We start from the raw sequence: 17,461 nt of genomic DNA, 5'->3' as shown, positions 1-17,461 counted from the left end.
GGGATGGATGCGGCAGCGATCGAAGAAATGTTTCAGGGGCTTGGGCCCGTCACTATCAAACGGATGTTCGGCGGCAAGGGAATCTACCATATGGGGCGGATCGTTGCGGTCGAGGTACGCGGTGAGATGTTGCTGAAAGCCGATGAGCAGAGCGCGCCCGAATTTGCCGCGGCGGGGGCGACGCAATGGGCGTATGAAGGCAAGAAGGGAAACCCGGTGAAGATGCCATATTGGTCGATCCCGGACGATGCCTATGATGACCCCGACGTTATGGCGCGGTGGGTACGGCTTGCCTATGAGGCAGCGCTCCGGGCGGAATGAAGCCTAGAGAAGTTCGTCGGCTTTCAGCCTGGCCATCGCGGCCGCCGCGAATGCGGAGAGAGGCTGCGGGAGGTCGGAACGGCTGAACCAACCGAAGTCAGAGAGCTTTTCCGGCTCAGTGAGCTTCGGTTCGCCGTCGAATTCTGACGCAATATAGAGCAGGGAGACCCAGTGCTGTTCATCCGCCTTGCTAATGACTTCCGCGGGACCGAGGAGATTGACGCGGCCAATCGATAGGCCGGTCTCTTCTTCCGCTTCACGACGCGCCGCCTGCTCGGCCGGCTCCATGTGATCGACCTTGCCGCCCACGATGCTCCAGTGGCCGGCCTCGGGCGCGCGGATACGCTTATAAAGCAGTATCTTGCGGTCACGCAAAATCACCAGGCCAACACCAACGCCCGGAAAATCGATACCCGGCGCGCCCATGGCTCGTTAGATCTTGGCGTTGGCTGTGATCAACATGAAGGCGGGAATTTCATCGCCGAAGCCGACCGGCGTCGGGCCGTCGTCGTGGTCCCGGTAGCGGCGGCGATCGCGATTGTCATCATTTGCCGGATAGGGACGAGCGGCGCGCGTGTTGTGCTGCGGCTTCTGTTGTTCTGCTTTGCGCTCTTGCTTCACGCTCTCGACCTTTGCTGGTGCTGCTGTTTCCATCGTCTCGACGTCATTATCTGCGACGGCGATATCAGATTTATGACCTCCACGGCCCTTGCCGCGGCCGCGGTCCTTGTCTCGACCCTTGCGACGCGAGCGATCGTCGTCACGGCTAGGTTCGGCAGGGGGCAAGGCGGAAAGGTCGCCGTTCAACCACTCGACCTTCTCGCCGATCAGCTTTTCGATTGCGTCGGCGTGCTTCTGGTCGTGGCGGGTGACGATGGTGAATGCAGCGCCGGAACGGCCTGCGCGGCCGGTACGGCCGATGCGATGAACATAATCCTCGGAATGGATTGGAACATCGAAGTTGAAAACGTGGCTGACGTCGGGAATGTCAAGACCGCGAGCGGCGACATCGGAAGCCACGAGAAGCTGGAGGTTGCCGTCCTTGAAGTTCTGCAGCATGGTCATGCGCGAACGCTGATCCATGTCACCGTGCAGAGCGCCGGCGGAAAAGCCATGGCGGTCCAGAGAACGGAAGAGATCGGATACGTCCTTCTTGCGGTTGCAGAAGATGATCGCGTTCTTCAAATCGGTCTGCGCCTTGATAAGGTCACGCAGAACGGCACGCTTCTCGTAGTCCTTGCCATGCGAGGCAACGAAGCGCTGCGTTACGGTCTTCGCCGTCGATGCCGGCTTAGCGACTTCGACACGTTCCGGATTCTGCAGGAAGCGATCGGCGAGCTTCTGGATCTCAGGCGGCATAGTCGCCGAGAAAAAGAGCGTCTGACGGGTAAACGGAATAAGCTTTGCGATCCGTTCGATATCCGGGATGAAACCCATGTCGAGCATGCGGTCGGCTTCGTCGATGACGAAGATTTCGACAGCGCTCATCAGGAGCTTGCCGCGCTCGAAGTGGTCGAGTAGGCGGCCAGGTGTGCAGATCAATACGTCGGCGCCGCGCTCAAGCTTGCGATCCTGATCTTCAAAGGAAACGCCGCCAATCAGCAGTGCGACATTCAACCGGTGATTCTTGCCGTACTTTTCAAAGTTCTCCGCGACCTGCGCAGCCAACTCGCGGGTCGGTTCAAGGATGAGGGTGCGTGGCATACGGGCGCGGGCGCGCCCCTTCTCCAGCAGCGAAAGCATCGGCAGAACGAAGGACGCGGTCTTGCCGGTTCCCGTCTGCGCAATCCCGCAAATGTCGCGACGTTCAAGCGCAAAAGGAATCGCGCCAGCCTGGATTGGAGTTGGCGTCGTGTAGCCCGCGTCTGTCACAGCGGAAAGCACTTTTTGGCTCAAGCCAAGATCAGCAAATGTCGTCAAAGGGAAAACTGTTTCCGTTCCGGTTCGGCCGTACTCTGATTGAGTCGGCGTGATTGCGTGCCGCAATGCAGCGCGACATAAGCCGAAACTGTCCTTAAGTCAAGGAATACAGGCCTTGCAGCCAGTGCAGAGGTAAAGACGTGGTTAGCGCGCGTATTTACTGTATGTAACTCGCAAGCTTCAAGCCCGCATTCATGAAGTAAATGGGGTCGACGGCACGACCATCTTGGCGGACCTCGTAGTGGAGATGCGTACCGGTGGACCGGCCGGTGCTGCCCGCAAGACCAACCACATCATTGCGGTCAACCTTGTCGCCAACTTTCACCAGAATTTCCGACATATGGCCGTAGCGCGTGGAAATGCCGTTGCCATGATCCACTTCGACCATGTTGCCGTAGCCGCCGGTCCAGCCGGCCGCGATCACCTTGCCGGGTGCTGTCGGGCGAACCTTCTCGCCGGGCGCAAAGCGAAAGTCGATACCAGAGTGCAGCGCCAGGCGCCCGAGGAATGGATCGCGCCTGTTCCCGAACGAGCTGGTGATCTCCTTGCCGACAGCCGGGTTCTGGAACGGCAGCGATTCCGCTGTGCTCCGTACGGTCTCCAGTCGGGTTAAGGCATCGTCGAGCTGCGAGATCGAGGTATCGAAATCATCCGCGCTTTCGGGCTCGATGTAAGGGCCGCCGACTGCGCTGTCCTCCTGCTTCATGAGCTCGACCGGTACAGGAATTCGGAACCGCGTCAGGACCTTCGATATGGCATTGGCCGCGCCACCGGCATCGCTCGTCAGTTGTGCGATGCGGCTGCGTTGCGTCTGCTCGACGTCCTTGAGAGACAGCGTCACCTTGGAGAAAACACGGTCCGCGCGATCGCCAACAGTCTCCTTTGCCGGCACGTCGGCCAACGTAGCGTTATCAGGCGTCGCTTCAGCCGGCCCGTCGGCGCCGGCAAGCTGGTTCTCGATGGCCTGAACTGCGCCGGAAAGCGAAGCATGCTTGTCATTTGCTTCGGGTGCATAGGATTGGAGCGGTGTGGTCGCTTTGCCGCCGAGACCGGAATTTTCGGCGCGGTCGAGCAGGGAGCCCAGCTTGCCATGGCGCGAGGTGAGCGCCAGTTGCTGCTCCATGAGTTTGTCGACCTTGTCTTCGACAACTTGCTGATCGAGCAATTGACGCGAGGTGACGCGGTCCACCTGGGCACGCAGAGCGGCGATTCGGTCTTCATAGTCATGCTGCATGCGTGCCTGCCTGGCCATCGTGGCGCCGATCAGATCGTCGCGCAGCACGAGATAGGAAGTCGCCAGGAGATAGCCGATTGCAAAGACTCCGACGAAACAGAAGGCGACTGCCGCCATCCATGGCCGGATCGTCAGGTGGCGAACCCGATCGCCGCTCGCCAGGATCAGTATATGCTCTTGTTTTTTCTGACCGAATACGCGGCTGTGCTGTGCATGCGTCACGGAGACTCTCCCAATTGACGGCCAATGCCTCAATTGCCTTAATTACGCACGATTATGGTTAATATTTAATTAGGCCAGCATGCCTGCCGCAATGAGATCAGGCGTTACTGGTCGATGTCAGCGACCGGTAGAAGGACGGCGTCAGGCCCGCTTCGGCCCGTGCGATGTCGTTGAAGGGAGGCTTCAACGGACCACGAAAATTGGCACGCACCAGTTCGTGGAATGCCCGTGCGGGATCACGCCTTTCGCGCGCGCAGAGGAAGCGGAACCATTTGGCGCCGATCGCAACGTGACCTTTCTCGTCGTTGTAAATGACATCGAGCACGGCCGCGCTCTCCAGATCGCCGGTTTCGCGCATCTTGGCCTGTAGCGATGGCGTGACGTCGAGCCCACGCGCCTCGAGGATGAGTGGGACGACGGCAAGGCGGGCCGTCAGGTCATTCCTAGTCGAGTGTGCCGCCTGCCACAAGCCGTCGTGGGCGGGCAGGTCACCATAGTCCGCGTCGAGGTCATTCAGGCGGGCGCGCACCATACGGAAATGCTTCGCTTCCTCGAAGGCAACCTGCATCCATCCATCGAAGAAGGAATTAGGGACAGGTTCGGTGGCGAATCGCGCAACGATATCAAGCGCCAGGTCGACTGCGTTCAGCTCGATGTGCGCGATCGCATGCAGCAGTGCGATGCGTCCCTTGACGGTGTGCAGGGAGCGTTTTTCGACCTGCGTCGGTGGTATCAGGTCTGGCTTGTCCGGACGGCCTGGCCTCTCGGGCAGCGGCGCGTCGAGCGGCGAACGCAGTGATAGCGTACGACCGAACCAACGTGTGGCGGTTTCCTGGGCAAGCGTGGTCTTCTCATCGAGATCTGTCGCGCGGATCGCAGCGATCGCTCCACCACGCAAGGATGTGATGTTGGACCGAGGCGTCATCGAGACAAGTTCTGCAGTGCGGCTAGCACGATTTCAGCGTGGCCGGGCACCTTCACCTTCTGCCAGATCGTTCCTATTGTCCCGTCCTCGCGCACGAGAAAAGTCGTGCGCTCCACGCCCATGAAATTGCGGCCATACATGCTCTTCTGCTTCCACACGCCGTAGGCCGCGAGCGTCGTCTTCTCTTCATCTGACGCCAAGACGACCGAAAGGTTGTGCTTCTTGATGAAGCGATCATGGCATTTCACGGAATCAGGAGACATACCGATGACGGCGGCACCAGCCTTCTCGAACTCATCGGCCAGCGCCGTGAAAGCAAGTGATTCCGCCGTGCAACCCGATGTGTCATCCTTGGGATAGAAGAAAATTACCAATGGTTTGCCGCGGAAATCACCAAGCGAGACGCGGCCTCCACCGTCACGCGGAAGATCGAAGTCGGGCGCCGCGGTGCCGATGCTGATATCCGCCATGGAGAGACCTTTCTTTTGCCGAGTTTATGGATAACAGGTGATTTGCCAGATATATACTGAACGAATAATCGTCCAGCCAGTCTGGTCCAGACCACAAATTGAGGCGTTAGGCGAGGCGCATGTCGGCGATCCGCGGCGAGAAAATTACATTCCGCAAGAAAGATATCGTCGCACTGCATGAGCTTCCCTCGGCGCAGGCCGAAGATCCCATCATCGTCAGCTGCCCGCCAACGCATTCGCGGATGCGCAGAACTGCCGGTGCTACGGGCGGCTGCGTTGCCGTCATTCTGTTCGTGCTCGCAGCAATTGTCTTCACAGTGGAAAGCGGCATGTTTGACGCGCCGCTGTCGCGGCAGGCGCAGGCTGCGCTCAACTCAGCCATCGGGCCGCGCTATCGGGCCGAGGTCGGTTCTACGGTCATCCGCTTCACATCGAATATGCGTCTTGCCCTCGAGGCGCGCGACGTCAACATGATCGATGAAGAGAGCGGCCAGCACCTTTCGACGACGCATGCTATGCGCATAGCGCTCGACCCGCTGCAACTCTTTCGCGGTCGCATAGCGATTGCGCAGATCGAGGCGGAAGATATCGCGCTCGATACAGCCCTGCTGCCGTCAGGGAAACCGCTCAAGCTTGATGATGTCAGGATCGACGAAATCCCGGCTGCGATGGGCGCTGCATTTGCCCAGCTCGACATGATCGACAGCTTCGTGGAGCGTGGGGGAACGCGGTCGGTGAAGCTCTCGGGCATCGACATCAAGCTGGCCGATACGGCAAACGGTCCGCTTTCCATCGTCGTTGACAGTCTGGCCTTCTCGAGGACACGCCAGGGCGCGCTGGCGCTGGATGGCGAGGTCGCGATTAATGGTAAGCCGGCAACATTCGGCGTCGTCACGGAAAGTGCCGAAGGACGCACTTCGAAGTTGACAGGGCAGGTGGTCGGCGTCGACCTGGGGCCGTTCACACTCAAGCGGAACGTCCAGGGTCAAATCCGGCAAGGCATCGACGGCTTTGGTGACTTGGCGATCTCTGCGGTTCGTACGGGCGACCAAGCGTCACCTGCGCTCGGTGCCTCAATCGAGCTGAAGCCGGGGCACTTTTATATGGATGGCGACGAGCAGGAGTTGAGCGGCGGTCGCATCAACCTTGCTTATGATTTTTCCAAGCAAACGCTCGAGATCGCGAAATCCCGCGTTCAGTTCGGCGCAACCTCCGTACCGGTTACCGGTGCGCTTATCGATCTGGACAAGATCGATGCCTCAGCCGGAAAGGGCTTCGGAATCGACCTGCTTGTCAGCGGCGGTACGGCAGCGCCAGTTGCGTCAGGCGAGCAACCGCTCGCCTTCGATATCCAGGCAACCGGCCGATACCTCGTTGCCGGTCGTGAGTTGCAATTCGAGAATATGCGGGTTTCGAGCCCGGCTGGCGGCCTCTTCGGCTCACTGCATGTCCGCTTCGGCGATGTTTCACCCGAGATCAGCTTTGCCGGTCAGTCGGAGCAGCTGCAAACGACGGCAGTCAAGCAGCTGTGGCCGTTCTGGATGGCGTCGAAGGGCCGCGAGTGGGTTCAACACAACCTCTTCGGGGGGACAGTTACCGACGCATCGATCTCTGTCTTCATTCCGTTTGGACGCCTGGACGAAGCCGTTGGCAAGGGTCTGAAACTCGATGCGAACCAGATCCGCATTGCGTTCGACATCGCCGATACCCGGATGAACGTGGCCGGCGATATCCCGCCGATCCGCGATACGGATGCCCACTTTGATCTGAGTGGTCCGCGCGCGACAATTTCGATCAAGGGAGGAACGGCGTTCTTTCCCTCGGGACGATCGGTGACCGTCGGCGAGGGGACCTTTGTCCTGCCGTCGACTTATGAGAAGCCGCTCATGGCCGAACTCGATCTTCCCATCTCCGGCGCGGCGGACGCGGTCGGCGAATTGCTGACCTATAAGCCCATCCAAGTATTACAGCGCGCGGGCTTTGTGCCCGAAGATTTCAAAGGCAAGGTGTCGGCAAAAGTGCAGGCCCGGCTCGGGCTGATCTCGTCGCAGAATCCCCCGCCGGCCGAATGGAAAGCGGTGCTACAGCTACAGGATCTCGATGTCGCCAAGCCGATGTCCGGCCGTAAGATCACTGATCTCGACGGGGTGCTGAACGCGGATCCTAAGCAGGTAACCCTCGACGGAAAGGGCCTGATCGACGGCATTCCTGCCGGTATCGAGCTTGTCGAGCCAACGGATAAATCTTCCGACGTTCAACCGCAGCAGACCATCACCGCTACCCTCAACAACGACCAGCGGGAAAAGGTGTTGCCCGGTCTCAACGATATCATCGATGGGAGCATAGACGTCGAGCTCAACCGTATCGATAAGGACCGGCAGGCGGTCACCGTCGACCTTGGAAGGGCCCGGCTGTCTCTCCCATGGATCGGCTGGTCAAAAGGTAGCGGCATCGGCGCGACCGCCACGTTCGAATCCTCAGGCCCAGCCGACAACACGGAGTTGAAGAATTTCGTCCTCAAGGGGGATGGATTCGGAGCAAACGGCTCGCTTGTCATCGGCAAGGGCAGCCTTGTGAAGGCGGATTTCGACAGTGTCAAACTGTCTTCGCTGGACGACTTTGCCGTGTCGGTGAAGCGCGGCAAGGGAGGGCTTGATCTCTCTGTGTCAGGCAATAGCGCCGATGCTCGCCCGATCATCGCCAGACTGAAGTCTGGCGGCGGAGGCGACAATCCCGATCGCAATGGCAGCGTATCCGTCCGAGCCAAGCTCGGTCGCATCGTCGGTTTCAATGACGAGAAGATGCGAAATGTCGACATGCTTTACGTGTCTGCGGACGGCAGGCTGCAGTCGCTGAATTTTACCGGCGTCACCGACAGCGGCGAGGCGTTCGTAGCCCAGACGAAGAGCAATGGCGTCATTAATGTCACCAGCGGCGACGCGGGCTCCGTCTCGCGCTTTGCCGATCTCTATCGGCACATGATGAGCGGCCTGCTCAACCTACAGATTCGCCTCGGGGCGGGTGACAATTGGGATGGCTCGATCGACATCAGGCGCTTCTCTCTCGTCAACGAGCAGCGTCTGCACTCGATCGTTTCGACGCCGGTCGGTCAGGAGCAACGAAGCCTGAATTCTGCGGTCAAGCGGAACATCGACACCTCGGCACAACGCTTCCAGCGCGGCTTTGCGCGGATCGTTTCGAGGAACGGCGTGATCAGCATCGAGAACGGCGTCGTGCGTGGCGATCAGGTCGGCGCGGTGTTCCAAGGCATGCTGCGCGACCAACGCGGCAATATGGACATGACGGGCACCTTCATGCCTGCCTACGGCCTGAATCGGCTCTTTGCCGAATTGCCTCTGATCGGCATCATCCTCGGCAATGGCACGGACCGCGGCCTGATCGGCATCACGTTCAAGCTGACAGGAAAATTGGAATCGCCCGACATGATCATCAATCCGTTGTCGATCATCGCGCCCGGTGTCTTCCGGAACATTTTCGAGTTTCAATAGGCACAAGAAAGCCGGCACGAGGCCGGCTTTCCGCTTGAGAACTCGACCGCGCTTAGGCAGCGCGACGGATCAGGATGTGCTTCTTCTTGCCGAGCGAGAGCTTGATGACGCCATCGGCAGTGATCTCCCCGCTGCCAACGATCTTGCGCTCGTCGCTGACAGCCTGGTCGTTGATGCGCACGGCACCGCCCTGAACGTGACGGCGTGCCTCGCCGTTCGAGGCTGCCAGGCCGGCGCGGACGATCAGCGACAGAAGGCCAATGCCGCCGTCAAGCTCGGCAGCCGGGACGTCGACCGACGGAAGGTTCTCGGCAAGACCGCCTTCCTCAAAGGTCTTGCGGGCGGTTTCGGCTGCCTGTTCGGCGGCCGCGCGGCCATGCAGGATCGCCGTGACCTCCGTCGCCAGTATCTTCTTGACTTCATTGATCTCGGAACCGGCAAGCGCCGAGAGGCGTGCAACTTCGTCCATCGGCAGCGTTGTGTAGAGCTTCAAGAAGCGCGAGACGTCGGCGTCTTCCGTATTGCGCCAGTACTGCCAGAAGTCGTAGGCAGACAGCATATCCGAGTTGAGCCAGACAGCGCCGGTCGCAGACTTGCCCATCTTGGCACCAGAAGCGGTCGTCAGCAGCGGCGAGGTCAGCGCGTAGAGCTGTTTCGTCCCCATACGGTGACCGAGGTCGATGCCGTTGACGATATTGCCCCACTGGTCCGAACCACCCATCTGCAGACGGCAATCATAGCGCTTGGCAAGCTCGACGAAGTCGTAGGCCTGCAGGATCATGTAGTTGAATTCGAGGAACGACAGCGACTGCTCGCGGTCAAGCCGCGTTTTGACGCTGTCGAAGGACAACATCCGGTTGACTGAGAAATGCCGGCCGACGTCCCGCAAAAACTCCAGGTAGTTGATCGAACGGAGCCACTCGGCGTTGTTGATCATCAACGCATCCTTAGGGCCTTCGCCGTAGGTCAGGTAATTGGAGAAGACCCGCTTGATCGAAGCAATGTTGCTCTCGATGGTGTCAATCGTCATCAACTGGCGTGCTTCGTCCTTGAACGAAGGGTCACCGACCATGCCGGTGCCGCCACCCATCAGCGATATGGCGCGATGGCCGGTCGCCTGCATCCAATGCAGCATCATGATCTGGATCAGCGAACCCGCATGCAGGCTCGGCGCAGTCGGGTCGAAGCCGATATAGGCCGTTACCGTTTCCTTGGCGAAGAGTTCGTCGAGGCCGGATTCATCGGAGATCTGATGAATGAAGCCGCGCTCTTTCAGCGTGCGGAGGAAATCGGATTTGAACTCGGACATGACCTTTTGCTCTCAGGTGCGGATTTTCGGATTGTCTATTGTTGAAGTGACGCGGCGCGTTTAGCACTGTTTTGCCGAACAGTCACCATTTTGCAGGAATCTTCCAGCGAGGGGCAATGGAGAAGATCAGGACCGCGATCGGCTTGATGAGCGGAACATCGATGGATGGCATCGATGTGGCGCTGCTGCGTACCGACGGCCGCGCCGTCGTCGAGCGCGGGCCCTTTCTCGGAGTTCCCTATGAGCCAACCTTCCGCGATCGATTGAAGCTCGCGCTGGAACAGGCAAAGGCCATTACGCAACGTGCGCAACGGCCGGACGATCTGGCGTCGATCGAGCGCGAACTGACGTTACGTCATGTAATTGCCGTTAGGGAATTTCTCGCCGCGAACGCGATCGACGCGGCCACGATCGACGTCATCGGCTTTCATGGGCAGACAGTGCTGCACCGGCCGGATGAGGCACTGACCGTCCAGATCGGCGATGGGGCGCTCCTGGCTCAGGAGACAGGGATACCGGTCGCGTACGACCTCCGCGCCAACGACATGGTTCACGGCGGCCAGGGCGCACCGCTGGTACCTATCTATCATGCAGCGCTCGCCGCCAACGTGCCTGATGCGACCTTGCCGGTGTGTTTCGTCAATATCGGTGGGATCTCCAACCTGACCTATATCGGCGCAGACGGCGTGCTCGTCGGCTATGATAGCGGGCCAGGCAATACACTGATCGACCAGTGGGTCGAGACCCATGCGGGTGTACCGTTCGATCAGGGGGGCATGATCGCCTCGGAGGGGCGGATCATCGCGGAACTGGCAGATCGCTACTTGAACAGCCCGTTCTTTACCGGGGAGAAGCGGCGATCGCTCGACCGCAACGACTTTCCGCCGCCATCGGGTGCAGACGCAGAGCTTGCCGATGGCGCTCGCACGCTCGCCCATGTCGCGGCCGCCTCGATCATCAAGTCCGCCGGTCACTTGCCGGTGACGCCGACCCTTTATGTCGTCTGCGGTGGTGGTCGGCTCAATCGCGTGCTGATGCAGGATTTGAAAGATATCGCCCATCGCCAGGGCGCCGAGGTGATAACCGCAGAACTGGCGGGATTCAATGGCGATTCAATGGAGGCTGAAGCCTGGGCCTACCTCGCGGTGAGGTCGTTGGACGGCTTGCCATTGACGTTTCCCGGCACGACCGGTGTGCGCGCTCCGGTCAGCGGCGGTGTCGTGGTGAAGCCGTGATGCGACAGGTGATTCTGGAGACGCGGCGCCTGGTCGCAGTTATGTGGGAACCCGACGACGCTGGCTTGATCCAGGAGCTTCACTCGACGATCGAGACGACGCGATATCTCTCTGGTGCGGCGCCATGGTCGCGAGAGAAGGCTGAGGAGCGGCTGCGCAACTGGTTTGGCGAGCAGGCGCGGGACGGAACAACGAAATACAAAATCCTCAGTCGTGAGGATGGTCGCTTCATCGGCCGCGCGGGTTTCTCACTGTTCGGCGGTGACCGGCAGGATTTCGGGCTCGGTTACTCACTTCGGCACCGCGAATGGGGCCAGGGCTATGCTACGGAGATTGTGAACGGGCTGGCGGACTGGTTTTTCGGACGGAACTTCGCGCCGCAGTTCATCGCTTTCACGCATCCGGACAATACCGCATCACAGCATGTCCTAACGAAAATCGGCATGCGAAGCCGCATGCCGATCACCATTGACGGATTGTCCTACCCGACGTTCGAACTGACCGCCGGGATGCGGTCGGCCTAGCGGATGCGCTTGGCGGCCGGCTCCGGCACCAGTTCGCCATTCAGGCGGCGATCGAGGTAATCCTCGCATTCGCTCATCAAGGTCTCGACCTGGCCGTTAAAGAAGTGGTTGGCGCCCGGCACCGTGCGGTGCGTGATCAGGATACCCTTCTGCGTCTTCAGCTTCTCGACGAGGCCGTTGACGTCCTTCTCGGGCGCGACCTTGTCGGCTTCGCCGTTGATGATCAGGCCGGAAGACGGGCAGGGCGCGAGGAAGGAGAAGTCATAGGTGTTCGGCTGCGGCGCGATCGACATGAAACCTTCGATCTCCGGGCGGCGCATCAGGAGCTGCATGCCGATCCACGAGCCGAAGGAATAGCCGGCAACCCAGCAAGTCTTCGAATCAGGATGCAGGCTCTGAACCCAGTCGAGCGCGGACGCTGCGTCCGAAAGCTCGCCCGCGCCGTGATCGAACTCACCCTGGCTGCGACCGATTCCCCGGAAGTTGAAGCGCAATGTCGTGAACCCGCGCTTCTGGAACATGTAGAAGAGCTGGTAGACGATCTGGTTGTTCATCGTGCCGCCGAACTGGGGGTGCGGGTGCAGAATGAGGGCAATCGGCGCGCTCTTTTCCTTGGAGGGCTGGTAGCGGCCTTCAAGGCGGCCTGCGGGGCCGTTGAAAATGACTTCGGGCATCGGTACTCCGGCGTTTTATTTCTTCGCGTTCGCGCTGCGCAGACTTGACGAATGTTGTCAGCTTTTCTAAAACGCAGTTTAGAACAATTCGAAACTTGCATGGCGCTCCACGCATTGTGGATGTGTCATAAGGCAAGCGCGGCCGAAATTTCAAGGAAAATGAGCCGAGCCGCCTAGCAAGGATTTAGCGCAGGACGAAAGATCATGGCGCCGCCACGCCTTTATCTCGATTGGAACGCGACTTCGCCGCTGCATCCGCATGCGCGCCACGCGGTTCTGCGCGCGATGGACCTGTTCGGCAACCCGAACTCGGTGCATGGCGAAGGCCGCGCTGTGCGAGCTGCAATCGAGCAGGCACGTCGGCAGGTGGCGGCGCTTGCGGGTGCTGATCCCGCGCATGTGATCTTTACCAGTGGCGCCACGGAAGCAGCCAACACGGTGCTGACGCCAGATTTCAAGATGGGTCGGACGCCGCTTACAGTCAGCCGGCTTTACTATTCGGCGGTCGAGCATCCCGCGGTGCGCGAAGGAGGCCGGTTCCCGAAGGAACAGACGACAGAGATTCCGGTTACCGAGGCTGGCGTTGTCGATCTTGATGCGCTTGGCACCCTGCTTGCGGCTCACGACAAGTCGACCGGATTGCCGATGATCGCGGTCATGCTTGTTAACAACGAGACCGGCATTGTTCAGCCAATGGCCGAAGTCGCGAAGATCGTACAGGCCTATGGCGGTCTGCTCGTTGTCGATGCCGTGCAGGCGGCAGGGCGCTTGAAATTGGATATCAACGCACTCGGCGCCGATTTCATGATCGTGTCAGCGCACAAGATCGGCGGTCCGAAAGGTGCGGGTGCGCTTGTCACGCGCGGCGAAGTGTTGATGCCACGGCCGCTGATCCATGGCGGTGGGCAGGAGAAAGGTCACCGTTCGGGGACAGAGAATTCGCTTGCGGTGATCGGTTTCGGTGCTGCGGCCGAGGCTGCTGTCGCGGAACTTGAGACGCGCACCGAGGCCATTTCGGCGCTGCGCGATCGACTGGAAACCGGAATGCGCGGCGCGGCGCCCGACGTCGTCATCTACGGCTCCGAGGGCCAACGCGTTTCGAACACGACTTTCTTCACGCTTCCGGGGCTGAAGGCCGAAACTGGCCAGATCGCCTTCGATCTCGAAGGTGTCGCGCTCTCTGCAGGGTCTGCGTGCTCGTCCGGCAAGGTCGGCGAGAGCCATGTTCTCGTTGCCATGGGGCGTGATCCCAAGCTCGGTGCTTTGCGCATTTCGTTGGGCTTTGCCACGACCGAAGAAGAGATCGACAAGGCGATTTCCGTCTTTGCGAAAATATCCGCTCGGCGCAAGCCGGCCGGGGAGGCGGCGTGACCGCTTCATAAATTTGCGGAAACGCAATTTTCCGCTTGCCATTCGGGCTGAAAAGTCCCTTTTGGCCACCTACATACGGGGCAAACGATACCGCCCGAACGACAAGCTGCCGGACCTTTTCTCCGGCGAGATTGGAGAATGACATGCCCGCCGTCCAGGAAACGGTTGATCGCGTCCGCCAGATTGACGTTGATCAGTACAAATACGGTTTCGAGACCATCATCGAAATGGACAAGGCGCCCAAGGGCCTGTCCGAAGACATCATCCGTTTCATCTCCGCCAAGAAGCAGGAGCCGGAATGGATGCTCGAATGGCGGCTTGAGGCCTACAAGCGCTGGCTGACACTCGAAGAACCGACCTGGGCGCGCGTCGATTATCCGAAGATCGATTTCAACGACATCTACTACTACGCCGCGCCGAAAAGCACGCCTGGTCCGAAGTCGCTTGATGAGGTCGATCCGGAGATCCTCAAGGTCTACGAAAAGCTTGGCATTCCGCTAAAGGAGCAGGAAATCCTGGCGGGTGTCGAGAAGCCGAAGATCGCGGTCGATGCCGTTTTTGACTCCGTCTCCGTCGTTACGACCTTCAAGGAAGAGCTGAAGAAAGCCGGCGTGATCTTCATGTCGATCTCGGAAGCCATCCGCGAGCACCCGGAACTGGTGCGGAAGTACCTCGGTTCCGTCGTTCCCACGTCCGACAACTATTATGCGACCCTCAACTCCGCCGTCTTCACCGATGGCTCGTTTGTGTTCGTCCCGAAGGGCGTTCGTTGCCCGATGGAGCTGTCCACCTACTTCCGCATCAACGAAAAAAACACCGGCCAGTTCGAGCGCACGCTGATCATCGCTGAGGAAGGTGCATACGTGTCTTACCTCGAAGGTTGCACCGCGCCGCAGCGCGACGAAAATCAGTTGCATGCCGCCGTCGTTGAGCTCGTTGCGCTCGATGATGCGGAGATCAAGTACTCGACGGTTCAGAACTGGTATCCGGGCGATGCCCAGGGCAAGGGTGGTATCTACAACTTCGTCACCAAGCGCGGCGATTGCCGTGGCGACCGCTCGAAGATCTCCTGGACGCAGGTCGAAACCGGCTCCGCGATCACCTGGAAGTATCCGTCCTGCATCCTGCGCGGCGACGATAGCCGCGGCGAGTTCTATTCGATCGCCGTCTCGAACGGTCATCAGCAGGTCGATAGCGGTACCAAGATGATCCATCTCGGCAAGAACACCTCGAGCCGCATCATCTCCAAGGGTATTGCGGCCGGCGTTTCGCAGAACACCTATCGCGGCCAGGTATCTGCGCACAGGAAGGCGAGCAACGCGCGCAACTTCACGCAGTGCGATTCGCTGCTGATCGGCGACAAGTGCGGCGCCCATACAGTTCCGTATATCGAGGCAAAAAACTCCACGGCGCAGTTCGAACACGAGGCAACCACCTCGAAGATCTCGGAAGACCAGCTCTTCTACTGCCTGCAGCGCGGCATTCCGGAGGAAGCGGCGATCGCCCTGATCGTCAACGGCTTCGTCAAGGAAGTCCTGCAGGAGCTGCCGATGGAATTCGCCGTCGAGGCGCAGAAGCTTATCAGCATCTCGCTCGAAGGCAGCGTCGGCTGACGCAACATGACATGAATGCGCGAGGGCGCGTGGATCGCGCCTTTCTCCGATTGCTTTTTATGGGACAAAACCATGCTTGAAATTAAGAACCTGCACGCCCGCATCGCCGAAGACGGCACCGAGATCATCCGCGGCCTGAACCTCACCGTGAAGGCTGGCGAAGTCGCCGCCATCATGGGCCCGAACGGCTCCGGCAAGTCGACGCTCTCCTACGTCCTGTCGGGCCGCGAAGACTATGAAGTCACCGAAGGTGACATCCTTTACAACGGCGAGAGCATCCTGGAACTCGACGCCGCCGAGCGCGCTGCCAAGGGCATCTTCCTGGCTTTCCAGTATCCGGTCGAAATTCCGGGCGTTGCCACGATGCAGTTCCTGAAGGTTGCGATGAACGAGCAGCGCAAGGCGCGGGGCGAAGAGGAGCTGAAGACGCCTGACTTCATGCGCCTCGTCAAGGACGCAGCCGGCAAGCTCCAGATCAATACCGAAATGCTGAAGCGCCCGCTGAATGTCGGCTTCTCCGGCGGTGAGAAAAAGCGCGCCGAAATCCTGCAGATGGCACTGCTGCAGCCGCAGCTTTGCGTACTCGACGAAACCGACTCCGGTCTCGACATCGATGCTCTCAAGATCGTTGCCGATGGCGTCAACGCGCTGCGTTCGCCGGATCGCGCTGTCGTCGTCATCACGCACTACCAGCGCCTGCTCGACTACATCGTTCCGGATACCGTTCACGTTCTCTACAAGGGGCAGGTGATCAAGTCGGGCGACAAGACGCTAGCGCACGAGTTGGAAGCCAATGGCTACGCCGACATCATCGGGGCGGCAGCCTGATCGAGGCGGAAAGGACGAGTCTCATGAACATGCAGACGACGAGCCGCCAGACCGCCGCGGAAGCGGCGCTCATCGAGGCTTTCAACAACCAGATCGGCGAACTGCCGGGCGACGGTTCGGTCATCGCCATCCGGGACAGGCTGCTTGACGACCTGAAGAAGGCGGGTTTGCCGACGCGCCGCATCGAGGCCTGGCACTATACCGATCTCAAGACCCTGCTGCGCGCCATTCCGGACCAGGCTGGCGACGCCGGCTCCGAAGCACGCGACCCGCTGGTCGAAGAGTCCTCGGTTCTGTCGGTTATTCAGGGCGTTCCCGATCTCAGGGCTTCGGTCGATGGCCTCGATATCTCCGACTACGCGGCTCTGCTCTCGAACGGCACAGCTGCCACCAGCCTCGGCGCACTCGGCAACGACGACGCAATCGGCCGCATCAATGGCAGCTTCGTTCGCGATGGCTATGTCATTGACGTAGCAGCCGAAACCGATCTTGAGGCGCCGCTTGAGATCCAGTTCGTTCACGCTGGCGGCCAGACGCATACTCGCCTGCCCGTCAACTTCGGCGCCAACGTCAAGGCAACTGTCATCGAACGTCACCTCGGAGTGACGTCGGATGCGGCTTTTGTGTCGCATGTCAGCGACATCACGGTCGGAGAGGGCACGGAGCTTACCTGGATCATCATCCAGCAGCAGGGTGCAGACGATACGCACCTCGGCCAGATCCGCGTTGATCTTGGCGCCGATGCCAAGCTGAAGCTTTTCGTCATCAATGCTGGCGGCAAGCTGGTTCGCCAGGAACTGCACATCAAGGTGACGGGCGAGGGCGCCGATCTGACGCTGCGTGGCATCAATCTGCTTGGTGCTGAGACGCATACCGACGTGACGATGATGCTCGGCCATAACGTCCCGCATACCGGTTCCACCGAAGTGATCCGCAACGTCGTCTTCGACCGCGCGAAGGGGGTCTTCCAGGGCATGATCCGCGTTGCGCCTGACGCGCAGAAGACCGACGCGAAGATGGCGTGCAACACTCTGCTGATGTCTGACGACGCCGAATTTTCGGTAAAGCCGGAACTTGAGATCTTCGCTGACGACGTTCAGTGCGGTCACGGCGCCACCGTTGCGGACATCGACGACAATCATCTGTACTACATGATGGCGCGCGGCATTCCCCGGGCGAAGGCACGCGCTATGCTCGTCAACGCCTTCGTTGCCGAGATCGTCGAAGAACTTGAAGACGAAGCCCTGGTCGAATCGCTGGAAGGCGTCATCTCGGCCTGGCTCGAGAAGCACGCCTGATCGGATAG

Annotated in this window: 15 protein-coding genes; 8 read left to right on the top strand and 7 right to left on the bottom strand. The window is 60.0% G+C overall.

The features are described 5' to 3' along the window. The first annotated feature begins 3 nt into the window (after window positions 1-3). The gene (locus tag ATY80_RS20840; protein WP_088694231.1) at window positions 4-321 is read left to right on the top strand and encodes a TfoX/Sxy family protein; all 318 of its coding nucleotides are present in this window, start codon (window positions 4-6) and stop codon (window positions 319-321) included. Window positions 322-324: 3 nt separating this feature from the next. On the opposite strand, the gene ATY80_RS20835 is transcribed toward ATY80_RS20840, so the two are convergent. From ATY80_RS20835 to ATY80_RS20815, 5 genes are all read right to left on the bottom strand, one after another. Continuing rightward, window positions 325-747, bottom strand: a complete 423-nt coding sequence (locus ATY80_RS20835; protein WP_088694230.1) for an NUDIX domain-containing protein — start codon at window positions 745-747, stop codon at window positions 325-327. Between the two features lie 6 nt (window positions 748-753). Further along, on the bottom strand, window positions 754-2,241 hold the full coding sequence (locus ATY80_RS20830; RefSeq protein ID WP_088694229.1) for a DEAD/DEAH box helicase: 1,488 nt from the start codon (window positions 2,239-2,241) through the stop codon (window positions 754-756). A gap of 157 nt (window positions 2,242-2,398) precedes the next feature. After that, window positions 2,399-3,697, bottom strand: a complete 1,299-nt coding sequence (locus tag ATY80_RS20825; protein WP_088694228.1) for a M23 family metallopeptidase — start codon at window positions 3,695-3,697, stop codon at window positions 2,399-2,401. A gap of 97 nt (window positions 3,698-3,794) precedes the next feature. After that, window positions 3,795-4,622, bottom strand: coding sequence for a ferritin-like domain-containing protein (locus ATY80_RS20820; RefSeq protein WP_088694227.1), 828 nt, complete (start codon window positions 4,620-4,622; stop codon window positions 3,795-3,797). After that, window positions 4,619-5,092, bottom strand: coding sequence for a peroxiredoxin (locus ATY80_RS20815; RefSeq protein WP_088694226.1), 474 nt, complete (start codon window positions 5,090-5,092; stop codon window positions 4,619-4,621). The genes ATY80_RS20820 and ATY80_RS20815 overlap by 4 nt, the downstream gene beginning before the upstream one ends. 119 nt (window positions 5,093-5,211) lie before the next feature. Between ATY80_RS20815 and ATY80_RS20810 the strand changes: the two genes are divergently transcribed. After that, on the top strand, window positions 5,212-8,601 hold the full coding sequence (locus tag ATY80_RS20810) for a DUF3971 domain-containing protein (RefSeq protein WP_088694225.1): 3,390 nt from the start codon (window positions 5,212-5,214) through the stop codon (window positions 8,599-8,601). 52 nt (window positions 8,602-8,653) lie between these two features. Here the strand turns inward: ATY80_RS20810 and tyrS are convergent, their stop codons facing one another. Continuing rightward, the gene (tyrS, locus tag ATY80_RS20805; protein ID WP_088694224.1) at window positions 8,654-9,910 is read right to left on the bottom strand and encodes a tyrosine--tRNA ligase; all 1,257 of its coding nucleotides are present in this window, start codon (window positions 9,908-9,910) and stop codon (window positions 8,654-8,656) included. Window positions 9,911-10,026: 116 nt separating this feature from the next. On the opposite strand from tyrS, the gene ATY80_RS20800 reads away from it, so the two are divergent. Continuing rightward, a complete protein-coding gene (locus ATY80_RS20800; RefSeq protein ID WP_088694223.1) occupies window positions 10,027-11,145 on the top strand; it encodes an anhydro-N-acetylmuramic acid kinase in 1,119 nt (372 codons plus the stop codon). Then, complete coding sequence (locus tag ATY80_RS20795) at window positions 11,145-11,669, top strand: GNAT family N-acetyltransferase (RefSeq protein ID WP_088694222.1); 525 nt, start codon at window positions 11,145-11,147, stop codon at window positions 11,667-11,669. Before ATY80_RS20800 ends, ATY80_RS20795 begins: the two co-directional genes overlap by 1 nt. On the opposite strand, the gene ATY80_RS20790 is transcribed toward ATY80_RS20795, so the two are convergent. Then, window positions 11,666-12,343, bottom strand: a complete 678-nt coding sequence (locus tag ATY80_RS20790; protein ID WP_007789602.1) for an alpha/beta hydrolase — start codon at window positions 12,341-12,343, stop codon at window positions 11,666-11,668. The two genes, ATY80_RS20795 and ATY80_RS20790, sit on opposite strands and share 4 nt — an antisense overlap. 204 nt (window positions 12,344-12,547) lie before the next feature. On the opposite strand from ATY80_RS20790, the gene ATY80_RS20785 reads away from it, so the two are divergent. From ATY80_RS20785 to sufD, 4 genes are all read left to right on the top strand, one after another. Then, window positions 12,548-13,714 carry a cysteine desulfurase family protein gene (locus ATY80_RS20785; protein ID WP_088694221.1) on the top strand — a complete coding sequence of 389 codons (1,167 nt, stop codon included), beginning with the start codon at window positions 12,548-12,550 and terminating at the stop codon, window positions 13,712-13,714. Window positions 13,715-13,857: 143 nt separating this feature from the next. Further along, window positions 13,858-15,327 carry a Fe-S cluster assembly protein SufB gene (gene sufB / locus ATY80_RS20780; protein WP_088694220.1) on the top strand — a complete coding sequence of 490 codons (1,470 nt, stop codon included), beginning with the start codon at window positions 13,858-13,860 and terminating at the stop codon, window positions 15,325-15,327. Between the two features lie 72 nt (window positions 15,328-15,399). Then, window positions 15,400-16,155, top strand: coding sequence for a Fe-S cluster assembly ATPase SufC (sufC, locus tag ATY80_RS20775; protein WP_088694461.1), 756 nt, complete (start codon window positions 15,400-15,402; stop codon window positions 16,153-16,155). A gap of 23 nt (window positions 16,156-16,178) precedes the next feature. Beyond that, on the top strand, window positions 16,179-17,453 hold the full coding sequence (sufD, locus tag ATY80_RS20770; RefSeq protein WP_088694219.1) for a Fe-S cluster assembly protein SufD: 1,275 nt from the start codon (window positions 16,179-16,181) through the stop codon (window positions 17,451-17,453). Window positions 17,454-17,461 lie beyond the last annotated feature (8 nt).

Source organism: Rhizobium sp. R711 (genome assembly GCF_002211365.1).
Classification (GTDB): Bacteria; Pseudomonadota; Alphaproteobacteria; order Rhizobiales; family Rhizobiaceae; genus Rhizobium.
Note: the sequence above shows the minus strand (reverse complement) of the source record. Positions and strands in the feature narration are given on the sequence as shown.

Coding starts and splice junctions, on each gene's coding strand:
- ATY80_RS20840 (WP_088694231.1), top strand. CDS start 4: ATGGATGCGGCAGCGATCGAAGAAATGTTTCAGGGGCTTGGGCCCGTC.
- ATY80_RS20835 (WP_088694230.1), bottom strand. CDS start 747: ATGGGCGCGCCGGGTATCGATTTTCCGGGCGTTGGTGTTGGCCTGGTG.
- ATY80_RS20820 (WP_088694227.1), bottom strand. CDS start 4,622: ATGACGCCTCGGTCCAACATCACATCCTTGCGTGGTGGAGCGATCGCT.
- ATY80_RS20815 (WP_088694226.1), bottom strand. CDS start 5,092: ATGGCGGATATCAGCATCGGCACCGCGGCGCCCGACTTCGATCTTCCG.
- ATY80_RS20810 (WP_088694225.1), top strand. CDS start 5,212: ATGTCGGCGATCCGCGGCGAGAAAATTACATTCCGCAAGAAAGATATC.
- tyrS (WP_088694224.1), bottom strand. CDS start 9,910: ATGTCCGAGTTCAAATCCGATTTCCTCCGCACGCTGAAAGAGCGCGGC.
- ATY80_RS20800 (WP_088694223.1), top strand. CDS start 10,027: ATGGAGAAGATCAGGACCGCGATCGGCTTGATGAGCGGAACATCGATG.
- ATY80_RS20795 (WP_088694222.1), top strand. CDS start 11,145: ATGCGACAGGTGATTCTGGAGACGCGGCGCCTGGTCGCAGTTATGTGG.
- ATY80_RS20790 (WP_007789602.1), bottom strand. CDS start 12,343: ATGCCCGAAGTCATTTTCAACGGCCCCGCAGGCCGCCTTGAAGGCCGC.
- ATY80_RS20785 (WP_088694221.1), top strand. CDS start 12,548: ATGGCGCCGCCACGCCTTTATCTCGATTGGAACGCGACTTCGCCGCTG.
- sufB (WP_088694220.1), top strand. CDS start 13,858: ATGCCCGCCGTCCAGGAAACGGTTGATCGCGTCCGCCAGATTGACGTT.
- sufC (WP_088694461.1), top strand. CDS start 15,400: ATGCTTGAAATTAAGAACCTGCACGCCCGCATCGCCGAAGACGGCACC.
- sufD (WP_088694219.1), top strand. CDS start 16,179: ATGAACATGCAGACGACGAGCCGCCAGACCGCCGCGGAAGCGGCGCTC.